Annotated in this window: 20 protein-coding genes; 15 read left to right on the top strand and 5 right to left on the bottom strand. The window is 61.6% G+C overall.

What is annotated here, in order from left to right:
• Positions 1 to 93: 93 nt before the first annotated feature.
• From NPS29_RS16440 to purT, 4 genes are all read left to right on the top strand, one after another.
• Positions 94 to 705 carry a CoA pyrophosphatase gene (locus tag NPS29_RS16440; protein ID WP_274133793.1) on the top strand — a complete coding sequence of 204 codons (612 nt, stop codon included), beginning with the start codon at positions 94 to 96 and terminating at the stop codon, positions 703 to 705.
• 72 nt (positions 706 to 777) lie between these two features.
• Positions 778 to 1,302 carry a gamma carbonic anhydrase family protein gene (locus NPS29_RS16435; protein ID WP_274133792.1) on the top strand — a complete coding sequence of 175 codons (525 nt, stop codon included), beginning with the start codon at positions 778 to 780 and terminating at the stop codon, positions 1,300 to 1,302.
• Positions 1,302 to 1,520 (top strand): DUF1289 domain-containing protein, encoded by a 219-nt coding sequence (locus NPS29_RS16430; RefSeq protein WP_274133791.1) that lies wholly within the window; start codon positions 1,302 to 1,304, stop codon positions 1,518 to 1,520. Before NPS29_RS16435 ends, NPS29_RS16430 begins: the two co-directional genes overlap by 1 nt.
• Before the next feature lie 239 nt (positions 1,521 to 1,759).
• Positions 1,760 to 2,941, top strand: coding sequence for a formate-dependent phosphoribosylglycinamide formyltransferase (purT, locus tag NPS29_RS16425; protein ID WP_274133790.1), 1,182 nt, complete (start codon positions 1,760 to 1,762; stop codon positions 2,939 to 2,941).
• Positions 2,942 to 2,982: 41 nt separating this feature from the next.
• Here the strand turns inward: purT and NPS29_RS16420 are convergent, their stop codons facing one another.
• From NPS29_RS16420 to NPS29_RS16405, 4 genes are all read right to left on the bottom strand, one after another.
• Complete coding sequence (locus NPS29_RS16420) at positions 2,983 to 3,735, bottom strand: WbqC family protein (RefSeq protein WP_274133789.1); 753 nt, start codon at positions 3,733 to 3,735, stop codon at positions 2,983 to 2,985.
• 175 nt (positions 3,736 to 3,910) lie between these two features.
• A complete protein-coding gene (locus NPS29_RS16415) occupies positions 3,911 to 5,233 on the bottom strand; it encodes an MFS transporter (RefSeq protein ID WP_274133788.1) in 1,323 nt (440 codons plus the stop codon).
• 301 nt (positions 5,234 to 5,534) lie between these two features.
• Positions 5,535 to 6,773 (bottom strand): CNNM domain-containing protein, encoded by a 1,239-nt coding sequence (locus NPS29_RS16410; protein ID WP_274133787.1) that lies wholly within the window; start codon positions 6,771 to 6,773, stop codon positions 5,535 to 5,537.
• A gap of 12 nt (positions 6,774 to 6,785) precedes the next feature.
• Positions 6,786 to 7,598: a cytochrome C assembly family protein gene (locus tag NPS29_RS16405; protein WP_274133786.1), complete on the bottom strand. Its 813-nt coding sequence runs from the start codon at positions 7,596 to 7,598 to the stop codon at positions 6,786 to 6,788.
• A 263-nt stretch (positions 7,599 to 7,861) separates the two neighbouring features.
• Here NPS29_RS16405 and ffh point away from each other — a divergent pair, with 263 nt between their 5' ends.
• The 11 genes from ffh to NPS29_RS16350 all read left to right on the top strand — a co-directional run bounded on the left by ffh (position 7,862) and on the right by NPS29_RS16350 (position 20,071).
• Complete coding sequence (gene ffh / locus NPS29_RS16400) at positions 7,862 to 9,238, top strand: signal recognition particle protein (protein WP_274133785.1); 1,377 nt, start codon at positions 7,862 to 7,864, stop codon at positions 9,236 to 9,238.
• A 248-nt stretch (positions 9,239 to 9,486) separates the two neighbouring features.
• Positions 9,487 to 9,738, top strand: coding sequence for a 30S ribosomal protein S16 (gene rpsP / locus NPS29_RS16395; protein WP_166593605.1), 252 nt, complete (start codon positions 9,487 to 9,489; stop codon positions 9,736 to 9,738).
• Positions 9,739 to 9,743: 5 nt separating this feature from the next.
• A complete protein-coding gene (gene rimM, locus NPS29_RS16390) occupies positions 9,744 to 10,280 on the top strand; it encodes a ribosome maturation factor RimM (protein WP_274133784.1) in 537 nt (178 codons plus the stop codon).
• 2 nt (positions 10,281 to 10,282) lie between these two features.
• The gene (gene trmD / locus NPS29_RS16385; RefSeq protein ID WP_274133783.1) at positions 10,283 to 11,035 is read left to right on the top strand and encodes a tRNA (guanosine(37)-N1)-methyltransferase TrmD; all 753 of its coding nucleotides are present in this window, start codon (positions 10,283 to 10,285) and stop codon (positions 11,033 to 11,035) included.
• Positions 11,036 to 11,078: 43 nt separating this feature from the next.
• Positions 11,079 to 11,429, top strand: coding sequence for a 50S ribosomal protein L19 (rplS, locus tag NPS29_RS16380; RefSeq protein WP_037012438.1), 351 nt, complete (start codon positions 11,079 to 11,081; stop codon positions 11,427 to 11,429).
• 1,225 nt (positions 11,430 to 12,654) lie between these two features.
• A complete protein-coding gene (gene xerD / locus NPS29_RS16375; protein WP_274133782.1) occupies positions 12,655 to 13,551 on the top strand; it encodes a site-specific tyrosine recombinase XerD in 897 nt (298 codons plus the stop codon).
• Positions 13,552 to 13,718: 167 nt separating this feature from the next.
• A complete protein-coding gene (gene dsbC / locus NPS29_RS16370; protein WP_274133781.1) occupies positions 13,719 to 14,459 on the top strand; it encodes a bifunctional protein-disulfide isomerase/oxidoreductase DsbC in 741 nt (246 codons plus the stop codon).
• A 75-nt stretch (positions 14,460 to 14,534) separates the two neighbouring features.
• Positions 14,535 to 15,839, top strand: coding sequence for a homoserine dehydrogenase (locus tag NPS29_RS16365; RefSeq protein ID WP_274133780.1), 1,305 nt, complete (start codon positions 14,535 to 14,537; stop codon positions 15,837 to 15,839).
• Between the two features lie 150 nt (positions 15,840 to 15,989).
• The gene (gene thrC / locus NPS29_RS16360) at positions 15,990 to 17,399 is read left to right on the top strand and encodes a threonine synthase (protein WP_274133779.1); all 1,410 of its coding nucleotides are present in this window, start codon (positions 15,990 to 15,992) and stop codon (positions 17,397 to 17,399) included.
• A gap of 112 nt (positions 17,400 to 17,511) precedes the next feature.
• Positions 17,512 to 19,632, top strand: coding sequence for a transporter substrate-binding domain-containing protein (locus tag NPS29_RS16355; RefSeq protein ID WP_274133778.1), 2,121 nt, complete (start codon positions 17,512 to 17,514; stop codon positions 19,630 to 19,632).
• Positions 19,633 to 19,774: 142 nt separating this feature from the next.
• Positions 19,775 to 20,071: a DUF3509 domain-containing protein gene (locus tag NPS29_RS16350; RefSeq protein WP_274133777.1), complete on the top strand. Its 297-nt coding sequence runs from the start codon at positions 19,775 to 19,777 to the stop codon at positions 20,069 to 20,071.
• 174 nt (positions 20,072 to 20,245) lie between these two features.
• Here NPS29_RS16350 and NPS29_RS16345 read toward each other — a convergent pair whose 3' ends face one another.
• Complete coding sequence (locus tag NPS29_RS16345) at positions 20,246 to 21,139, bottom strand: TIGR02285 family protein (RefSeq protein ID WP_425312517.1); 894 nt, start codon at positions 21,137 to 21,139, stop codon at positions 20,246 to 20,248.
• Position 21,140 lies beyond the last annotated feature (1 nt).

Genomic DNA, 21,140 nt, shown 5'->3' with positions numbered 1-21,140 from the left:
AAACCCGACAAACGGCCCGGGCCCCCGACAAGGGCTTGGGCGCGCCGCCGCTTTGGTGCATCATGCCGGGTAGGCAAAAGATCGAGGCTTCCCATGCTGGACGAGCTACTTCGCCGTATAAGCAGCCACACGCCAGGCACCCTGGAGACTGATGCACGCTTCCCTGAAGCGGCGGTGCTGCTGCCCATCACCCGCAGCGACGACCCCGAACTGGTCCTGACCTTGCGCGCCAGCGGCCTGTCCACCCACGGTGGCGAAGTGGCGTTTCCCGGCGGGCGCCGCGACCCCGAAGACCCTGACCTGGTGTTCACCGCCCTGCGCGAGGCCGAGGAAGAAATCGGCCTGCCGCCCGGGCTCGTGGAGGTCGTCGGCCCCCTTGGCCAGTTGATTTCCAAGCACGGGATCAAGGTCACGCCTTATGTCGGGGTGATCCCCGATTTTGTCGAATACCGCCCCAACGATGGCGAGATCGCCGCCGTGTTCAGTGTTCCCCTCGAATTCTTTCGCCAGGATGCACGCGAGCATACCCACCGCATCGATTACCAGGGCCGCAGCTGGTACGTGCCCAGCTACCGCTATGGCGAGTTCAAGATCTGGGGCCTGACCGCGATCATGATCGTCGAGCTGATGAACGTGCTGTTCGACAGAGACATCGACCTGCATCGTCCGCCCAGCCGTTCGACCATCCTGACCCTGAAGTCCTGAGCCCTGTTGTCATACCGTGAGCCCCTGCGCTCGACCTGCGGCCGTAGAGCTGCGCCATGAAGGAAGAACAATATGAAATACCGTCTGGGAGACGCCCGCGTCGAAGCTCATCCGCAAAGCTGGATCGCCCCCACCGCGACCCTGATCGGCAAGGTACGCCTGCAGGCCAACGCCAGCGTCTGGTTCGGTGCGGTGCTGCGCGGCGACAACGAGCTGATCGACATCGGCGAGAACAGCAATGTGCAGGATGGCACCGTGATGCACACCGACATGGGCTCGCCGCTGACCATCGGCAAGAACGTGACCATCGGCCACAACGTGATGCTTCACGGCTGCACGGTCGATGACAACACGCTGATCGGCATCAATTCGGTGATCCTTAACGGCGCGAAGATCGGCAAATACTGCATCATCGGCGCCAATTCGCTGATCGGGGAGGGCAAGGTGATTCCCGATGGCTCGCTGGTCATGGGCTCGCCGGGCAAGATCGTGCGCGAACTGACCGAAGCCCAGAAGAAAATGCTCGAAGCCAGCGCCGCTCACTACGTTCATAATGCCCAGCGTTATGCACGTGATCTGGCACCACAGGAAGACTGATGTCCACCGAAACCCCCGCTCATGAAAGACCCGTACGTTCGCCCTGCGTGAACATCTGCGCGCTGGACGACCACGACGTTTGCGTCGGCTGCCAGCGCACCGTGGCCGAGATTACCGGCTGGAGCCGCATGAGCAACGACGAGCGGCGCGCGGTGCTGTTGCTGTGTGGCGAACGGGCGAGAGCGGGCGGGATGATGTTTTCGGTGGGCCAGCCATAGCAATCTCTTCTGTAGGAGTGAGCTTGCTCGCGATAGCGTCTTTTCAGGCGATAGATTTGAATCTGATGGAACGCCATCGCGAGCAAGCTCACTCCTACAGGAATTGGGTCGACGATTCGATCACCCGTCAGCCGCAGCACCCCATTTCCCGGCCTTCATGGTAAATTGCGCGCCTTTCTCCCCTGTGGTCGCTCGCACATGCCGGGCTGCCCTCGATATCCGCTCCACGAGGACCTGAGATGACTCAAATCGGAACTCCACTGTCGCCGACCGCGACCCGCGTCATGCTTTGCGGTTGTGGCGAGCTTGGCAAGGAAGTGGTCATCGAACTGCAACGCCTGGGCGTTGAAGTCATTGCCGTCGACCGTTATGCCAACGCCCCGGCCATGCAGGTCGCGCACCGCAGCCACGTCATCAACATGCTCGACGGCACGGCGCTGCGTGCAGTGATCGAAGCGGAGAAACCGCATTACATCGTCCCGGAAATCGAAGCCATCGCCACCGCGACCCTGGTCGAACTCGAGTCCGAAGGCTTTACCGTCATCCCGACCGCCCGTGCCACCCAGCTGACCATGAACCGCGAAGGCATTCGCCGCCTGGCAGCCGAAGAGCTGGACCTGCCGACCTCGCCATACCACTTCGCCGACACCTTCGAAGACTACAAGAAGGCCGTCGAAGACCTGGGCTTCCCGTGCGTGGTCAAGCCGGTGATGAGTTCGTCGGGCAAGGGCCAGAGCCTGCTGAAAACCGAAGCCGACGTGCAGAAAGCCTGGGACTACGCCCAGGAAGGCGGCCGGGCGGGTAAAGGTCGCGTCATCATCGAAGGCTTCATCGACTTCGACTACGAAATCACCCTGCTGACCGTGCGCCACGTCGGCGGCACCACCTTCTGCGCGCCGGTCGGCCATCGTCAGGAGAAGGGCGACTATCAGGAATCCTGGCAGCCACAGGCCATGAGCCCGGCGGCACTGGCCGAATCCGAGCGCGTTGCCAAGGCTGTGACCGAAGCACTGGGCGGCCGCGGCCTGTTCGGCGTCGAGCTGTTCATCAAGGGTGATCAGGTGTGGTTCAGCGAAGTCTCGCCGCGCCCCCACGACACCGGCCTGGTGACCCTGATTTCCCAGGATCTGTCGCAGTTCGCACTGCACGCCCGCGCCATTCTCGGCCTGCCGATCCCGCTGATCCGTCAGTTCGGCCCGTCCGCTTCTGCGGTGATCCTGGTGGAAGGCACTTCGACCCAGACCGCTTTCGCCAATCTGGAGCAGGCCCTGAGCGAGCCAGACACCGCGCTGCGCCTGTTCGGCAAGCCGGAAGTCAACGGCCAGCGCCGCATGGGCGTGGCCCTGGCGCGTGACGAGTCCATCGAAGCGGCCCGCGCCAAGGCGACCCGCGCGTCCATGGCGGTCAAGGTCCAGTTGTAAGCGACACTGCTGCCGGGTCAGTCTCGACCCGGCAGCGACCCCTAGCTGACGGTCCGGGTGTGTTCCCGGATGAACGTCATCACCGCCTGCGGCTCATTCCACATCAGCACATCGAGAATCGACAGGTTTTCGATGAAGTCGTACGGCGCTGTGTCGTACTGGAAGGGGGTGAGGTCGAGAAAATGCAGGTCGATCTGGCGGTCCTGCCAATCGCTGCTGGTGAATATGTCCCTGCCTCCCGGCGCATTGATATAGCGCGTCGCACCCAGCCGGCTGCTGATTTCCAGCGCCCAGCCGCCAGGGTGGGTGATGGGTGGTAGTTGCAGGTCCATGGCCGAGAGCGGCGTCCAGCCAAACTTCAAACCCAGGTATTCGCACGTGACCTTGAGCGACTGCACGTTCAGCTCGCCCAGCCCGCTGCCCTTGACCGCGTTGAAGGTCTTGCGCAGCAGGTCTGTCACCTGTGGGTGAAACGGCGCCTTGCCCCGATACAGGTCCAGTTGCCCGAGAATGCGCTGCAAGGCTGCCTGGCGATCGATGACCGTGGCCGCCTGAATCGACGTGCCCAGTGACGCGCTGACCGGCACGTTGATGTACTGGGTGCCGCCCTTGCCATCGAGCATCCGGTTGCGATTCATCCAGCTTTTGCGGCCGTACTGCGCCGTGTCGAAGATGACCCCGCGCTCGACCGAAGCTATCAGCTGGAAGTAGCCAAGATAAGGAAAGAAGTAAGGTTGCATGATGCCGAGCGTGTTGTGCTGGGCAATTGACTGGCGTGCAGAGGCAGCAGGCATAAAGTCTCGCTGGGTCGGACTAACGTCGGCGGGTATCTCGATGCAGGCATGCGATTGAAAGGGTGCCGGACGCAAAGTTGAACATTAGAGTTATGCCGCAAGCGTAGCCGAACTTTCGCCAAACGCTACTTGCAGTGCAATGACTGCAAGCAGCGTCCGGTTGGGAGGGGGAGGGTCAGGCGATCTTGTCCAGATCGGCGTCGCGGGTTTCCTTCAGGCACAGCACGGCGATCACGCTCAACAGGGCCGCTGCGGAAACGTATCCGCCCACCCAGCTCAGGCCGCCCATTTCCACCAGCTTCTGGGCGAAGAACGGCGCCACCGAAGCACCGACGATTCCGCCGATGTTGTAGGCCGCTGACGCGCCGGTGTAACGCACGCGGGTAGGAAACAGCTCGGGCAACATGGCGCCCATCGGTGCGAAGGTCACCCCCATCAGGAACAACTCGATGGACAGGAACAGCGTGACCGCCCAGGTGGTGCCGTGGGTCAGCAGCGGCTCCATCAAAAAGCCCGACAGGATCGCCAGCACACCACCCACGACCAGCACCGGCTTGCGGCCGAAACGGTCGCTGGCCCAGGCAGACAGCGGTGTCGCCAGCGCCATGAACAGCACCGCGAAGCACAGCATGGCCAGGAACGACTCGCGGCTGTAGCCCAGGCTCTTGACCCCATAGCTCAGGGAGAACACGGTCGAGATGTAGAACAGCGCGTAGCACACCACCATCGACGCCGCACCCAGCAGCATCGGCGCCCAGTACTGGGCGAACAGCTCGGCAATCGGCATTTTCAGCCGTTCATGGCGGGCGATGGCCTTGGCGAAGATCGGCGTTTCTTCCAGTTTCAGGCGCACATACAGGCCGATGACCACCAGCACCGCGCTGAGCAGGAACGGAATGCGCCAGCCCCAGGAGCGGAACTGTTCGTCGCTCAAAGTCATGGCCAGCGTCAGAAACAGGCCATTGGCCGCGAGGAAACCGATCGAAGGGCCCAGTTGCGGGAACATGCCGAACCAGGCGCGTTTGCCCTTTGGCGCGTTTTCGGTGGCCAGCAGCGCTGCACCGCCCCATTCGCCGCCCAGGCCCAGACCCTGGCCGAAGCGCAGCACGCACAGCAGGATTGGCGCCCAGGAGCCAATGGCGTCATAGCCGGGCAGCACGCCGATCAGCGTGGTGCAGATGCCCATCAGCAGCAGCGAAGCGACCAGCGTCGACTTGCGGCCGATGCGGTCCCCAAAGTGGCCGAACAGCGCAGAACCCAGGGGGCGTGCGAGAAAGGCGATACCGAAGGTCAGAAACGCCGACAGCATCTGTGCGGTGCTTGAAGTCTGCGGGAAGAACACCGGCCCGATCACCAGGGCCGCTGCGGTGGCGTAGACGTAGAAATCGTAGAACTCGATGGCGGTGCCGATGAAGCTGGCGGTGGCCACCCGAGCGGCGGAGTTGGCCGGACGGCTCTCGCGCTCGTCGCTGGGTTGGTAGGCGGAGGTGCTAGTCATGCGGGTATCCCTGGCAGTCGTCTTGCCTGTCAGCCGGCGACGAAAATTCGCACGCGTGCTGGGGCAAACATTAATTATTTTGGGTACAGCGCTGAACAGACTAGCCCGGATGGGGGTGCAGGCATCGCGCACGCTCGGGATGGGAGCGGGCGCCAGAGGTGTTGCGAAAAGACGTCAGGCTGGGTGACTGGCCGAATCACGCACGGTGCGGGTAGCACGCGGATCGGCGGGGCTGGGTAAGCGCCCCGATTATAGGAACGGCGCAGGCGCCAAAACAAGTGTTTCAAACATGCCGAACAGCCTAGTGGACCTGTTTAGTCCGGGCGTTCTGCCACATCAGCACCCGCGTGACGCGGTTGTCTTCGGTTTCCAGGGTTTCCAGCCGGTAGGGGCCGATCTTCAGGCACACCGAGCTGTCGGGAATGGTTTCCAGCGCCTCGGTGATGAGGCCGTTGAGGGTCTTCGGCCCGTCGGCCGGCAAGTGCCAGCCAAGGCTTTTGTTGAGGTCGCGGATCGATGCGGCACCTTCGACCACCAGGCGGCCGTCGGGCTGCGGGTGAATGTGCGGGTTGTCCAGCGATTGCTCGCTTTCGAATTCGCCGACGATCTCTTCCAGAATGTCTTCCAGGCTGACGATGCCCAGCACTTCGCCGTATTCGTCCACCACCACGCCCATGCGCCGCTGCTGCTTGTGAAAGTTCAGCAACTGCAATTGCAGCGGGGTGCTTTCGGGCACGAAGTAGGGCTCGTAGCAGGCGGCTTTCAGCGCTTCCACCGTCAATTGCCCGCGTGGCAGCAGGTGGCTGATCATGCGGGTGTTGAGCACGCCTTCGACCTGGTTGATGTCGTTGTGATAGACCGGCAGGCGGGTGTGGCGGGAAATGATCAACTGGTCGGCGATCTCTTCGATGCTGTCGTCCAGATTGATCCCGTCCACTTCACTGCGCGGCACGAGGATGTCATTGACGGTCATGCTGTCCAGCGCATGGATGCCGGAAATGACCTGGGCGCGGCCGAAGGTGTTGTCGTTTTCCTGGTACATCGTGGCGCCGAGATCGTCGTCATCGGCGGCGGTGTCCGGGCGTCGTTTGGAGAGAAACGGGCGCAGCAGCAGTTTGGCGACGTTCTTGTAGATCCAGGTCAGCGGACGCAGCAGGCGCATCGGCATGCGCAGCACACTGTTGCCCAGCAGCAGGATGGCCTCGGGACGGCGGGAGGCGAGCTTGCGCGGAATGAACTCGGTGATGATGACCAGTGCGCTGGCCACCACGATCCAGGCGATCATTGCGCCATGGACGTACCACTGGGCAACGGCCAGCAGAGTCGCCAGCACAGTGATCAACACCTTGAGCAGCGTGTTGCCCAGAATCAGGCTGTTGAGGTTGAACGCCAGCACCGGCTTGGGCGGTTCGGTCGAGCGCGGGTTGATGCGCGCGGCACGCAGGTTGTGATGGGCGGCTTCAACGGCGGTCATCAGGCCCGACCACAGCGTGAGCAGGGCCAGAATCGCGAGCATCGTGCCAATTGGCAGGTTATCCATGATCGGCGCCCGTCAGATATGCAGGATGTATTCGCGTACCAGCTTGCTGCCAAAGTAGGCCAGCATCAGCAGCAGGAATCCGCCCAGGGTCCAGCGGATCGCCTTGTGACCGCGCCAGCCCAGGCGGTTGCGACCCCACAGCAGCACGCTGAACACCACCCAGGCGAGAATCGACAGCAGGGTCTTGTGCACTAGGTGCTGGGCGAACAGGTTCTCGACGAACAGCCAGCCGGAAATCAGCGACATCGACAGCAGCGTCCAGCCGGCCCACAGGAAGCCGAACAGCAGGCTTTCCATGGTTTGCAGCGGCGGGAAGTTGCGAATCAGGCCTGAGGGGTGCTTGTTCTTCAGTTGATGGTTCTGCAACAGCAGCAGCAAGGCCTGGAACACCGCGATGGTGAACATGCCGTAGGCCAGGATCGACAGCAGGATGTGCCCGATCAGGCCCTGTTCGCCGATGATCGGCTGCAGCGTGCCGGTGGGGGCGAACTGCGCCATCAGGGTGGTCAGCAGCCCTAGCGGAAACAGCAGGATGAGCAGGATTTCCACCGGAATGCGGATGCAGGCGAGCATGGTCACGATGATCACCGCCACCGCGATCAGGCTGGCGGCGCTGAAGAAGTCCAGGCCCAGGCCGATGGGCCGTACCAGTTGGCCGAACAGCGCGCTGGCCTGGCAGGCGACCGCCAGGGTGCCGATCAGGCACAGCAGCCATTTGTCGGCCTTCTTGCCCTGACGCAGGCGAGTACCTTGATAGAGGGTCGCAGCGGCGTAGAGAGCGGCGGCGGCGAGGCTGAATAGCAAACTCGGTGGCAAGGGGAACATAGATCCTGGAGGGCGTGCCCGAAAGCCGCTGAGTTTGGCATAGAACCCTCAGTGCACGAAAGACCACAGAAGCAGACGTCATGGTGTGCGCAGGGCCGACTCTTCGCTATAATCCGCGACCTGCTCAAGCCACAGGCTCGCCGAGCGCTGTTTTCGCTGCCCTGTATACAGGCTGCTTCTATATAGATAGCCACTGTAGAACCGGTGCGCCGTGACAGGGCGGCCGCACAACCGGGGTTCGACACGAACTCAAAGGATCACGCATGTTTGAAAATCTGACAGATCGTCTCTCGCAGACGCTGCGCCAGGTCACCGGCAAGGCCAAGCTGACCGAGGACAACATCAAGGACACACTGCGTGAAGTGCGTATGGCGCTGCTCGAAGCCGACGTCGCGTTGCCTGTGGTCAAGGATTTCGTCAATCGCATCAAGGAACGCGCGGTCGGCACCGAGGTGTCGCGCAGCCTGACGCCGGGCCAGGCGTTCGTGAAGATCGTCCAGGCCGAACTCGAAGAGATGATGGGGGCCGCCAACGAAGAGCTGACCCTCAACGTCGCGCCGCCTGCCGTCGTGCTGATGGCCGGCCTGCAGGGTGCGGGTAAGACCACCACTGCGGGCAAGCTGGCCAAGTTCCTCAAGGAGCGCAAGAAGAAGAGCGTGATGGTGGTGTCTGCGGACGTCTACCGTCCTGCGGCGATCAAACAGCTCGAAACCCTGGCCAACGACATCGGCGTGACCTTCTTCCCGTCCGATATCAGCCAGAAGCCAGTGGCTATCGCTGAAGCGGCGATCAAGGAAGCCAGGCTCAAGTTCATCGACGTGGTGATCCTCGACACCGCCGGTCGTCTGCATATCGACGCCGAGATGATGGGCGAGATCCAGGCCCTGCACGCAGCGGTCAAGCCGGCTGAAACCCTGTTCGTGGTCGACGCCATGACCGGCCAGGACGCGGCCAACACCGCCAAGGCATTCGGCGATGCGCTGCCGCTGACCGGTGTGATCCTGACCAAGGTCGACGGCGACGCCCGTGGCGGTGCCGCGTTGTCGGTACGTGCCATCACCGGCAAGCCGATCAAGTTCATCGGTATGGGCGAGAAGACCGACGCCCTCGAGCCGTTCCACCCTGACCGCATCGCTTCGCGCATCCTGGGCATGGGCGACGTGCTCAGCCTCATCGAGCAGGCCGAACAGACCCTCGACAAGGAAAAGGCCGACAAACTGGCCAAGAAGCTGAAGAAGGGCAAGGGCTTCGACCTCGAAGACTTCCGCGACCAGCTGCAACAGATGAAGAACATGGGCGGCCTGGGTGGCCTGATGGACAAGCTGCCGACCATGGGTGGCGTGAACCTGGCCCAGATGGGCAACGCCCAGAGCGCTGCCGAAAAGCAGTTCAAGCAGATGGAAGCCATCATCAACTCCATGACCCCGGCCGAGCGCCGCGACCCCGAGCTGATCAGCGGCTCGCGCAAGCGTCGTATCGCCATGGGTTCCGGCACCCAGGTGCAGGACATCGGGCGTCTGATCAAGCAGCACAAGCAGATGCAGAAAATGATGAAGAAGTTTTCGACCAAGGGCGGCATGGCCAAAATGATGCGTGGCATGGGCGGCATGCTGCCCGGCGGCGGCATGCCCAAGATGTGATTCGTATCGCGCGAGACCCCGTTTCGCGCGACTTTCTTTGGGGCGACGCCCCACTGGCCTGCTCGCGCAGGCGCTAACCAGTCGTCAGAGATGATGGCTTCATGGCAAGTCTTGAGTGGCCCAGACGGCTCGTGCCCGAAAAAGTCATTTGCAAAAGTCCGGATATTCCTTAGAATATGCGGCCTTTCGGGCACCCGTGCCCGTCCGTGCACCTTAGATTTGCAGCACCGACTACAGGAAATTGTTCAATGCTAACAATCCGTCTGGCCCTTGGCGGCTCGAAGAAGCGCCCGTTTTACCACCTGACTGTCACCGACAGCCGTAACCCACGTGATGGTTCCCACAAGGAACAAATCGGTTTCTTCAACCCGGTTGCCCGTGGTCAGGAAATCCGTCTGTCCGTGAACCAAGAGCGTCTGAACTACTGGCTCAGCGTTGGTGCACAACCTTCCGAGCGCGTAGCTTCGCTGCTGAAGGAATCTGCTAAGGCTGCGGCCTGAGCAATATGAACGCGACGCCAGCTTCTGCCGACGATCTCATCGTCATCGGCAAGATTTATTCGGTACATGGCGTTCGCGGCGAGGTGAAGGTGTATTCCTTTACCGATCCGACTGAAAACCTGTTGCAGTACAAAACCTGGACGCTCAAGCGCGAAGGTAGTGTGAAACAGGTCGAGCTGGTCAGCGGACGCGGAACTGACAAGTTCCTGGTCGCAAAGCTCAAGGGTCTTGATGATCGTGAAGAAGCTCGTCTTCTGGCCGGTTACGAGATCTGCGTGCCAAGCAACCTGTTCCCTGAATTGACCGACGGCGAGTACTACTGGTACCAGCTGCAAGGTCTGAAGGTCATTGATGGTCTTGGGCAACTGCTCGGGAAGATCGATCATCTTCTGGAAACCGGCGCCAATGATGTAATGGTGGTCAAGCCCTGCGCAGGCAGCCTTGATGATCGCGAACGCCTGTTGCCCTATACGGAGCAATGCGTGTTGGCCGTCGATCTGGTTGCAGGCGAGATGAAGGTGGAATGGGACGCGGATTTCTAGCAATGGCCAGCCTGCGCATAGAAGTCATCACGCTGTTTCCCGAGATGTTTTCCGCCATCAGCGAATACGGCATTACCAGCCGTGCGGTGAAACAGGAGGTGTTGCAGCTTACCTGTTGGAATCCGCGGGACTACACCACGGATCGGCATCACACTGTGGACGATCGCCCTTTTGGCGGTGGCCCTGGCATGGTGATGAAGATCAAGCCCCTGGAAGATGCTCTGGTCCAGGCCAGGCAGGCAGCAGGGGAGGCGGCGAAGGTGATTTACCTCTCGCCCCAAGGCCGCAAGCTGGAGCAGTCCGCTGTACGCGAACTGGCCCAGGAACAGGCACTGATCCTGATTGCGGGTCGTTATGAAGGCATTGATGAGCGTTTCATTGAAGCGCATGTCGATGAAGAGTGGTCGATAGGGGATTACGTGTTGTCTGGCGGTGAGCTGCCGGCCATGGTCCTGATCGATGCGGTTACACGACTGCTGCCCGGAGCTTTAGGGCATGCGGACTCCGCGGAGGAAGACTCCTTCACGGATGGTCTGCTCGATTGCCCGCACTACACCCGACCTGAGGTGTATGCGGATCAGCGTGTACCCGACGTGTTGCTCAGTGGCAACCACGCACATATCCGGCGCTGGCGTTTGCAGCAGTCCCTTGGGAGGACCTACGAACGACGTGCCGATCTTCTGGAAAGGCGCTCGCTTTCTGGAGAAGAGAACAAGCTGCTTACGGAATACCTCCGCGAGCGGGACGATAGTTAACGTATCGATGGTAGATCCGAACGATTTACCTTAGGAGCACAACATGACAAACAAAATCATTCTGGCCCTCGAAGCAGAGCAGATGACCAAAGAGATCCCTCCATTTGCACCGGGCGACACCATTGTCGTTCAGGTTAAAGTGAAGGAAGGCGATCGCGCTCGTCTGCAGGCGTTCGAAGGCGTTGTAATCGCCAAGCGTAACCGTGGTGTGAACAGTGCGTTCACCGTTCGCAAAATCTCCAACGGTGTTGGCGTTGAGCGTACTTTCCAGACCTACAGCCCGCAAATCGACAGCATGGCTGTGAAACGTCGCGGCGACGTTCGCAAGGCCAAGCTGTACTACCTGCGTGACCTGTCGGGTAAAGCAGCTCGCATCAAGGAAAAACTGGTTTAAGGCCGGTTTTTCGATGCACAAGAAAGCAGCCTTCGGGCTGCTTTTTTTATGCCCGGTGTTTACACGATCCCTGTAGGAGTGAGCTTGCTCGCGATTGCGTTGTATCTGTCACCGCATCAGGGCCTGACACAACGCTATCGCGAGCAAGCTCACTCCTACAGGAAATATGCCCGGCTACTTGCTTTGTAGGAGCGCGCTTGCCCGCGACCGCGGTGTGTCAGGTGGCATATCTGGGTCAGACGCGCCGCCGTCGCGGGCAAGCGCGCTCCTACAGTGTTATGGATCGAGGCTGCGGGGCGTCCGCAAGATCGCCCCCACCGGCAAGCCGTGCTGCTACGAGGCGGTGGTCAGCCCCAGATCGCGCAAACGCCCCAATCCCTGTAGGAGCGCGCTTGACCGCGACCGCGGTGTGTCAGGTGGCATATCTGGGTCAGATGCGCCGCCGTCGCGGGCAAGCGCGTTCCTACGGTGTTATGGGCCGAGGCTGCGGGGCGTCCGCAAGATCGCCCCCGCCGGCAAGCCGTGCTGCTACAGTGCGGTGGTCAGCCCCAGATCGCGCAAACGCCCCAATCCCTGTAGGAGCGCGCTTGCCCGCGACCGCGATGTGTCAGCCAGCATATCTGGGTCAGACATGACGCCGTCGCGGGCAAGCGCGCTCCTACGGTGTTATGGGCCGAGCCTGTGGGGCAGCCGCAAGACCGCCCCGCCGGCAAGCCGTGCTGCTACGGTGCGGTGATCAGCCCCAGATCACGCAAACGCCCCAATCCCTGTAGGAGCGCGCTTGCCCGCGACTGCGGTGTGTCAGGTGGCATATTTGGGTCAGACGCGCCGCCGTCGCGGGCAAGCGCGGTCCTACGGTGTTATGGGCCGAGCCTGTGGGGCATCCGCAAGGCCGCCCCGCCGGCAAGCCGTGCTGCTACGGGTAGGTGGTCAGCCCCGGATCGCGCAAACGCCCCAATCCCTGTAGGAGTGAGCTTGCTCGCGATTGCGGTGTAGCTGTCACCGCATCAGGGCCTGACACAGCGCTATCGCGAGCAAGCTCACTCCTACAGGAGATATGCCCGGCTACTTGCTTGGTAGGAGCGCGCTTGCCCGCGACCGCGGTGTGTCAGGCAGCATATCTGGGTCAGACATGACGCCGTCGCGGGCAAGCGCGCTCCTACAGTTTTGTGCTGGTCTGTTGGATATGAAAGACTCCCGCTGTTCCCCTTTCAAGACCAATTCCATGCCCGCCATCGACCACCCCATGATCGACCGCTTTCTCGACGCCTTGTGGCTTGAGAAGGGGCTGTCGGACAACACCCGCGATTCGTACCGCAGCGACCTCACCCTGTTCAACGGGTGGTTGCAGGAAAGAGGCATCGACCTGATGGCGGTGGGGCGTGGGGCGATTTTCGATCATCTGGCCTGGCGCGTGGACAATGGCTACAAGGCGCGCTCCACTGCACGATTACTGTCGGGAGTGCGGGGCTTCTACCGGTACCTGCTGCGCGAAAAGCTGATTTCGGTCGATCCAACCTTGCAGGTCGACATGCCGCAGCTCGGCAAGCCGCTGCCCAAGTCCCTCTCCGAAGCCGACGTCGAGGCGCTGCTCGCAGCCCCCGACCTGAGCGAAGCCATCGGCCAGCGTGACCGGGCCATGCTGGAAGTGCTCTACGCCTGCGGGCTGCGCGTCACGGAGCTGGTCAGCCTGACGCTGGAGCAGGTGAACCTGCGCCAGGGTGTATTGCGCATCATGGGCAAGGGCAGCAAGGAGCGTTTGGTGCCCATGGGTGAAGAGGCCATTGTCTGGGTCGAGCGCTACATGCGTGACGCCCGTCAGGAGTTGCTCAACGGCCGCCCCAGCGACGTACTGTTCCCCAGCCTGCGCGGCGAGCAGATGACGCGCCAGACCTTCTGGCACCGCATCAAACTCCAGGCAAAAGTTGCCGGGATCGGCAAGTCGCTGTCGCCCCACACGCTGCGCCATGCCTTCGCCACCCACTTGCTCAACCACGGCGCCGACCTGCGCGTGGTGCAGATGTTGCTGGGCCACAGCGATCTGTCCACCACCCAGATCTACACCCACATTGCCCGCGCCCGCCTGCAGGATCTGCACGCCACGCATCACCCGCGAGGATAAAACCCCAGGCAATAAACGACGTGTCTTACATCAGTCGGCGTCGGTGTTGCGAGCCTTATGTGATAGGCTTTGCCGGTTTCGCAGATTGGAGCCACGAAAACCTTCCGGTACCGCTTGTGTCCAACGTTTTCCATTTCGCCCGTCTGCTCACCGCCCGAGGAGTTTTCATGCGCGTGACTCGTATTATTGGCGCTGCCGTCGTAGCGCTGGCCAGCACCTTCAGCCTGTTCGCCCACGCCGACGAAGCGTCCGACAAGGCCATCCGCAAGACCCTGGAATCGCTGAACCTGGAGATTCCTGTCGAAAGTATTTCCAGCAGCCCGCTCAATGGCCTGTATGAGGTCAATCTCAAGGGCGGCCGCGTGCTCTACGCCAGCGCCGATGGCCAGTTCGTGATGCAGGGCAACCTGTACCAGATCCAGGGCGGCAAGCCGGTCAATTTGACCGAGAAGGTCGAGCGTCAGGCGATCTCCAAGACCATCAACGGCATTCCGAGCGCCGAGATGGTGGTTTATCCGGCCGTGGGTGAAACCAAATCGCACATCACCGTATTCACCGACACCACCTGCCCGTACTGCCACAAACTGCATGGCGAAGTGCCTGAGCTGAACAAGCGCGGCATCGAAGTGCGTTACGTGGCGTTCCCGCGTCAGGGCCTGGGCTCGCCGGGTGACGAACAACTGCAGGCGGTGTGGTGCTCCAAGGATCGTCGCGACGCCATGGACCGCATGGTCGATGGCAAGAACATCAAGGCGCCCAAGTGCGATAACCCGGTCACCAAGCAGTTCGAGATCGGCCAGTCAATCGGCGTGAACGGCACGCCGGCCATCGTTCTGGCCGACGGCCAGGTGATCCCGGGCTACCAGCCGGCGCCGCAAGTCGCCAAACTGGCATTGAGCGCCAAGTAATTCAACAGTGAGCCGCACTGCAATGCGGCTGTTTCACGGCTGGCTGAACGCCGGCCGTTTCATGGGGAGTTCATAGTGAAACCGGTCAAAGTAGGCATCTGTGGGCTGGGTACTGTCGGTGGCGGTACCTTCAATGTGCTAAAGCGTAACGCCGAGGAAATTGCCCGCCGTGCCGGGCGTGGAATCGAAGTGGCGCAGATTGCCATGCGTAGGCCAAACCCCAATTGCCAGATTACCGGTACCGCGACCACCGCCGATGTATTCGACGTGGCCAGCAACCCCGAAATCGATATCGTCATCGAGCTGATCGGTGGCTACACCGTCGCCCGCGAACTGGTGCTCAAGGCCATCGAGAATGGCAAGCACGTGGTTACTGCGAACAAGGCGCTGATCGCCGTGCACGGCAACGAAATCTTCGCCAAGGCCCGCGAGAAGGGCGTGATCGTCGCGTTCGAAGCCGCTGTGGCTGGTGGCATTCCGGTGATCAAGGCCATTCGTGAAGGCCTGTCTGCCAACCGCATCAACTGGGTGGCGGGCATCATCAACGGCACCGGCAACTTCATCCTGACCGAGATGCGCGAGAAGGGCCGTACCTTCCCTGACGTGCTGGCCGAAGCCCAGGCGCTGGGTTATGCCGAAGCCGACCCGACCTTCGACGTCGAAGGCATCGATGCGGCGCACAAGCTGACCATCCTGGCGTCCATTGCGTTCGGCATCCCGCTACAATTCGACAAGGCCTACACCGAAGGCATCACCAAGCTGACCACCGCTGACGTCAACTATGCCGAAGCGCTGGGCTACCGTATCAAGCACCTGGGCGTGGCCCGCAGTACGCCGGCCGGTATCGAGCTGCGCGTGCACCCGACGCTGATCCCGGCCGATCGCCTGATCGCCAACGTCAACGGTGTGATGAACGCCGTCATGGTCAACGGTGATGCCGCAGGTTCGACGCTGTTCTACGGCGCCGGCGCCGGCATGGAGCCGACTGCATCGTCCGTGGTCGCTGATCTGGTGGACGTGGTGCGTGCCCTGACCACCGACCCGGAAAACCGCGTGCCGCACCTGGCCTTCCAGCCGGACTCGCTGTCGGCCCACCCGATCCTGCCGATCGAGGCGTGCGAGAGTGCCTACTACCTGCGCATCCAGGCCAAGGATCACCCGGGCGTACTGGCTCAGGTGGCCAGCATCCTGTCCGAGCGCGGCATCAACATCGAGTCGATCATGCAGAAGGAAGCCGAGGAACAGGACGGCCTGGTCCCGATGATCCTGCTGACTCACCGCGTGGTGGAAAAGCGCATCAACGACGCCATCCAGGCCCTGGAAGCGCTGGAAGGCGTTGCCGGCCCGGTCGTTCGTATCCGCGTAGAACATCTGAACTAAGACAGCTACAAGCTTCAAGCTGCAAGCTTCAAGCAAGAGCAAAACAACTTCGCGGTGAGCTTCATGCTGCGCCAGGCAGGTAAAAACGGATTCGCTTTTACTTGTGGCTTGCAGCTTGGAGCTTGCCGCTCAAACCAAAGGTTTGCCCCAATGCGCTATATCAGTACTCGCGGCCAGGCGCCGGCCCTGAATTTCGAAGACGTCCTGCTCGCCGGCCTCGCCAGCGATGGCGGTCTGTACGTCCCTGAGAACCTGCCACGTTTCACCCAGGAAGAAATCGCTTCCTGGGCCGGTCTGCCGTATCACGAACTGGCCTTCCGGGTCATGCGTCCGTTCGTCACCGGCAGCATTCCCGATGCCGATTTCAAGAAGATTCTCGAAGAAACCTACGGCGTATTCGCCCACAACGCCGTGGCGCCGCTGCGTCAGCTCAACGGTAACGAATGGGTGATGGAGCTGTTCCACGGTCCGACCCTGGCGTTCAAGGACTTCGCCCTGCAACTGCTGGGTCGCCTGCTCGACTACGTGCTGGAAAAGCGCGGCGAGCGCGTGGTCATCATCGGTGCCACCTCCGGCGATACCGGCTCTGCGGCCATCGAAGGCTGCCGTCGCTGCGACAACGTCGACATCTTCATCCTGCACCCGAACAACCGTGTCTCGGACGTTCAGCGCCGCCAGATGACCACCATTTTCGGCGACAACATCCACAACATCGCCATCGAAGGCAACTTCGACGACTGCCAGGAAATGGTCAAGAACAGCTTCGCTGACCAGAGCTTCCTCAAAGGCACGCGCCTGGTGGCGGTGAACTCGATCAACTGGGCGCGGATCATGGCCCAGATCGTCTACTACTTCCACGCGGCCCTGCAGTTGGGCGGCCCTGCGCGTTCGGTGGCGTTCTCGGTACCGACCGGCAACTTCGGCGACATCTTCGCCGGTTACCTGGCCCGCAACATGGGTCTGCCGATCAGCCAGCTGATCGTGGCCACCAACCGCAACGACATCCTGCACCGCTTCATGAGCGGCAACCAGTACGTCAAGGAAACCCTGCACGCCACGCTGTCGCCGTCGATGGACATCATGGTCTCGTCCAACTTCGAACGTCTGCTGTTCGACATGCACGGTCGCAACGGTGCGGCTATTGCCGAGCTGATGGAAAGCTTCAAGAAGGGTGGCGGTTTCAGCGTCGAAGAAGACCGCTGGACCGAAACCCGCAAGCTGTTCGACTCCCTGGCCGTCACCGACGAGCAGACCTGCGAGACCATCGCTGAAGTATTCGCCAGCACTGGCGAGCTGCTCGATCCGCACACGGCCATCGGGGTGAAGGCGGCCCGTGATTGCCGTCGCAGCCTGGACACGCCGATGGTGGTGCTGGGCACCGCGCACCCGGTCAAGTTCCCGGAAGCCGTACAGAAGGCCGGTGTAGGAAAAGCACTCGAGCTGCCTGCACATTTGTCTGATTTGTTCGAACGCGACGAGCGCTGCACCGTGCTGCCGAACGACCTCAAGGCCATGCAGGCCTTTGTCAGCCAGCATGGTAACCGTGGCAAGCCGCTCTGACGGTTGCTCCGTGTAACAACTAAGGCCCGCTCTCCAGCGGGCCTTCTTGTTTGTGCGTGCCACACTTTCCGGACATTTGTGATTTCCCGGATCAATACGTGGGGTGCAGTACATGAACATGGACAAGCAGGGAGTGCCCGTCCAGACCCGAACAATCGAACGCCTGTTGTGCACCCTCCTGGTGCTGGCATGTGTTTTCGCGCCAGCAGCGAGCGGCACCGAAAAGCTTCCATTCAACCTGAGCCCGCCGTTCGTGGCGCAATCGGCATTACCGCTCGACAGCCATGACCGCCAGTGGCTCGACGAACGTGGGGTGGTGCGGGTCGCGATTGCAACGGCCGACTACGAACCCATCGACATCACCAGCGACCGCAATCGCTATCAGGGCCTGAGTGCCGATTATCTGAGCCTGGTCGGCGCGAAGCTCGGGGTGACGTTACAGATCACCGGCTTCGCCCGGCCCGAGGATATGGTCGCGGCACTGCTCGAGGGCAGCGTCGATGTGCTGGCCAGCGCGAATCGCTATGATCGCGGGATCGGCGGTCTGGCGTTCACCGGTGAATACCTGCCAGACCGGGCGGTGGTCGTAGTCCGGGAAAATGACCATTCCCTGAGCGCCGGGTTGGTCGGCAAGCGCGTGATCCTCCAGGACGGTTACGCCGACATCGCCGCCGTGGAGCGTATCTACCCGAAAAGCCAGGTCATCCTGGCGCCCACGCTCTACAGCGCCATGGAGGCCCTGGAGCACGGTGAAGCCGATGCTGTCATCGTCAATGAGGTCGTCGCACGTGCCTACATCAGCATGCGCCGCTACCTGGGGTTGCAGATCCGGTTCGACAGCCTGTTGCCAGCGGCAGGTTTCGCCTTTGCCATGCGGGAGCAAGATGCGAAATTGCTCGGGCTGTTCAACCGGTCACTGGATGAGCTGGACGAGTCGGTCGCCCGTGAAATCCTGCACCGCTGGACCAGCGGGCTGGACGTCGATGCCGGGCGCCAGAGGATTCGCCTCAGCCCCGACGAGCAGGCGTGGGTCCGTCGTCACCCGCAAGTGATGGTGGCCTCGACCCTGCACCCGCCCTATATCTACAAGGACGAACACGGCCAGTGGGTGGGGCTGAACATCGATGTGCTCAACCGCATCTCGCGCATGACGGGGTTGATGTTCGTACATGAGGCGATGCCTTCGACCCAGGCCGCCATCGAGGTCCTGCGCGCCGGATCCGCCGACATGAACACCACGCTGGCCGAATCGTCCGAACGCCGGAAATTCCTCGACTTCACCTATGCCTACGGCGGGCACAGCTGGGTCTATGTGATCCGTGATGATCGCGAATCCCCGGTCACCCTCACCGAGTTGTCGGGAAAGGTTCTGGCGATGCCGACGGGCCATGCCCTGCTCGAGTTCATCCGCACCAGCGCGCCCGGTATCAAACTGCGGCTGGTTCCGACCTATCAGGAGGCCCGGGCGCTGGTGGAGGCCGGGGAAGCGGATGCGACCATTCAGAATGAGGCCGGAGCGGTGATGGCCAGCCGTGGGCGCTTGAAGGTCGGACGCGGTGTCGAGGGGCTCTGGTCCCCGGATCGCCTGGCGGTGGTCAAGGAGCATCCCGAATTGCTCAGCATCCTCAACAAGGCCCTGGTGGAGTTTCCCGTGGCCGAACTGCGCGCCATTCGCATGAAATGGCTCGGCGGCGTCATGCCGCAGGAGCCTTTGTTGCACCGCATCCCGGGTTGGGTCTATTGGTTACTGGCGATGACAACGCTGTCGGTGGGCGTTTCGCTGTTCTGGCGCCACAGGATCAGACGCCAGATCCATCAACGCATGCACGCCCAGAGACAGCTGAATGATCAACTGGTGTTTCAGCGGGCGTTGTTCGACGGCATCCCCCAGCCTCTGTATGTGCGGGACCTGACCGGTCGTCTGGTGGCCTGCAACGCCAGTTACGAGCAGGCGTTGGGCATCAGCTTCGAGCAGATGAACGGGCGGCGACTGATCGACGTCGACCTCATTCCCAAGGCTGTCGCGCTGGCGATGCATGAAGAACACATGGGGCTGCTGCAATCACGGGAGCCAGTGCTTGTGGACCGTTGCCTGGATCTCCCAGGGCGGCGGCTGGAGACCCGGCAGTGGTCAGCACCTTTTTATCTCGCGGACGGACAGTTGCAGGGATTGGTCGGGGGCTGGACCGAACTGAGTGAGTGCAAGGGCGCCCGCCCGGTGTCTTCGGCATGAATTCTGCCTGTCACATTGGGCAGGCATGCTCCAGTGAACGGGTAGGGGGCAATCACCCAGGCTACGGCAGGACGAACTTTGTGCGCTTGCCGGTGGTCATTGATAAGCACCTTTGCATTCAACCTCTTGAGTGGTGAACCAGATGGAAAATATCAGCTTACTGCTAAGCGAAGCACTGGCACCGTATCAGGCGAGCCTGGGGGCTGCCGGCGTGAATGGCGAGCGTCTGGTGACGCTGAGAAATGCGGCCGGTGCGATCGTGATCGAAAGGGTTTTTTCGGCCGGGCAACTGTGCGACAAACGCCAGCTGACCGACGTGGTAGACGGCTTGCATCGTGACTTGATGGTGGCAGAGGGGCGCATCGAGCCATGCGTCATCGCGGCCATGCGCAACGTTTCGCAATCTGCTGCCTATGCCGCCGGTCGGGCTTTTGTCTGATGCCTGCGGAACCTTCCGGGTCCGATAGGCTCCTATCCATTACGGCAGGCGCAGGCATTGTGCTCCGGTGTTTATGTTGCCTGCCGTACGGGTCCAAGATGGACCACGGTTGACCCCGAGTAGTCTCCCCGCTGCTCGGGGTTTCTTTTTGCCCGCTCGCCTGTGTCAGACGGCTCACTCGCCGGCGTCGTCGAAAAAGGTTTTGGAGTCGCGCAGGTATTCCTCCTTCTTGACCATCCACTCGGCGTAGAAGCCGATCAGCCGGGTCACGCGCAGCGTGCGCATTTCCCGATTGATGATCTCGATGGCCGCACGGCCCTTGTCCGTCTTCGAGCAACCGATGTGGGCGAACTGGTATTTGGGCGCGTCCTTGACCGGAAAAAACTCCAGTTCATCCAGCGCGATGCCCTGTTGCTGTGCGTGAAACCGTGCCTCCGGCCAGTAACTGATGATGGCCTGGAAGCGATCCATGCGTTCCATCTGCAACATGCTGCCCACGGCGGCGTTGCCGTAGTGCAGGATCAGGTTGTCCGGCTGCGTCGTGGAACGGATGACCTTGTCGATCACCGGACCGTAGCTGCGCTCGCCGACAATGCCGACCTTGACCGTATTGCTCGCCAGTACCGCAGCGAGGTCCAGGTGGCCATCCTCAGTCAGGTAGGGCGCGAACAGCTTGTGGTTGCTGCGTTCGATGGTGATGCCGTTGCCCGGCGTTGCGTAAGTCGGAATCGAAAACAGGATGGTCTTGTCCCGTTCCGGGGTCCACAGCAGGGTGGGGTCGCAGGCGAACACATCGGGATCCTGCAGCATCTGCGTTCCCCGTGCGCGGTTCACGTGCATGATCTGGTGCTCGTATTCGGGCATGCGGGCGATCAGCTCGGGCATGATCCTGTCGATGGCGCCCTGGCCGGCCTGCGGGCCTGCAAATATGGTCAGCGGCGGAAAATCACGCAACAGCCACGTCAGCGTTTCCTTGGCCTCTGCCGTTCCGGCCGTGGTACTCAATGCCGATGTGAAAAGCAGTGCCACAAGCCCGGCTCTGTGGCGGTGGGAAGAACGATTGACCATC

Source organism: Pseudomonas putida (genome assembly GCF_028682175.1).
Classification (GTDB): domain Bacteria; phylum Pseudomonadota; class Gammaproteobacteria; order Pseudomonadales; family Pseudomonadaceae; genus Aquipseudomonas; species Aquipseudomonas putida_AD.
Note: the sequence above shows the minus strand (reverse complement) of the source record. Positions and strands in the feature narration are given on the sequence as shown.